Below are 1,055 nucleotides of genomic sequence, written 5' to 3'. Positions count from 1 at the left end.
TAAAAAATGCCGCCGAGGCGGCATTTTCGGCGTCTAAGGGCACATGATAAATATGTCTTTGCTGGCGTCGTAGTACGGACAACGACAATCCGGCGGCAGCCGAGGGTCTTTTTCGCACACTTTAGGGCCGCCGGTTCCGTTATTAGGTGGAGGATTTATGTTTGGCCGCGGCACCATGGTGGAATCATCAGACCGCATCGGGCCGTAATTGGGCGGAATCAACTTATCCGCGTACTTGGCGATTTCTTTGTTGTAGTCCCATGTGTCAAGAAAATCAGCCGTCAGACCATCCGTGCCCGGACGATAGCCTTCATCACCAGTTGAATTTGGCGGCTTTGGGCCTTTGTAAATCACCTTGGCTACAGCTGCAAGCGAGAGTGTTGCGAAAAGTGCTAAAAAGATGTATTTTTTCGGGGTCATTATTTAATCCTCCTTGTAAAGCCGCGGTCGCTCGCGGCTTTTGTTTGCCCACGTCGCTTAAATATGCGACAACCCAAAAGTAACGTCAACCACCACGCGGCGCCACCGCCACCACCGCCAGATGAACCACCTGTATTGCCAGTGTTGTTATTGCCTCCGCCTGATGATTGTTCGTCGTCATCGTTAATCATCAACACCGTTGGCACAAAGCCACCGCGGTAGTTGCCTGTATTCGCCAACCAGAACTGAATTTCATCGTTCGGTTCGTGTACGTCATCTTGGGCAATCGCGAATGTGACCGTCTTTTGCGTTTCGCCTTCGGCAAAAGTCACTTTGGTTCGCGCATCGAGACCTTGCACGTCACTATCATTCATCCCTTGAGCTAACAGGCTGACAAGCTCAACGGCTTGTGCGCTGTCGGTTTGTCCTGTGCGCGTGATGGTGATGGTGACAGTCTCACCTTCATTGACTTGCGCCGGCACGTCTAAGACAAATTCGCCTATCGGCTGCCAATCGCCAATACGGTTGGCTGCCACGGGAATGGTTTGGCGAAAGCCACGCACCGCATCAGCAACATCCGGTTCACCGCAAGGTTCGCCGTTCACGGCATGGTTCGGATCGGAGTAAAACAAGTG

The 1,055-nt window shown here is 52.4% G+C and carries 2 protein-coding genes; both read right to left on the bottom strand.

Features of this window, described 5'->3' with window-relative positions; all coding sequences use genetic code 11:
• Positions 1 to 33: 33 nt before the first annotated feature.
• The gene (locus D6694_11450; protein RMH39157.1) at positions 34 to 420 is read right to left on the bottom strand and encodes a hypothetical protein; all 387 of its coding nucleotides are present in this window, start codon (positions 418 to 420) and stop codon (positions 34 to 36) included.
• On the bottom strand, positions 420 to 1,055 hold a 636-nt coding region (locus D6694_11445), incomplete at its 5' end, for a hypothetical protein (protein ID RMH39156.1). The genes D6694_11450 and D6694_11445, both read right to left, overlap by 1 nt.

The organism is Gammaproteobacteria bacterium, assembly GCA_003696665.1.
GTDB lineage: Bacteria > Pseudomonadota > Gammaproteobacteria > Enterobacterales.
The sequence above is the reverse complement of the archived record's forward strand: the minus strand, read 5'-3'. Positions and strand labels throughout refer to the sequence as shown.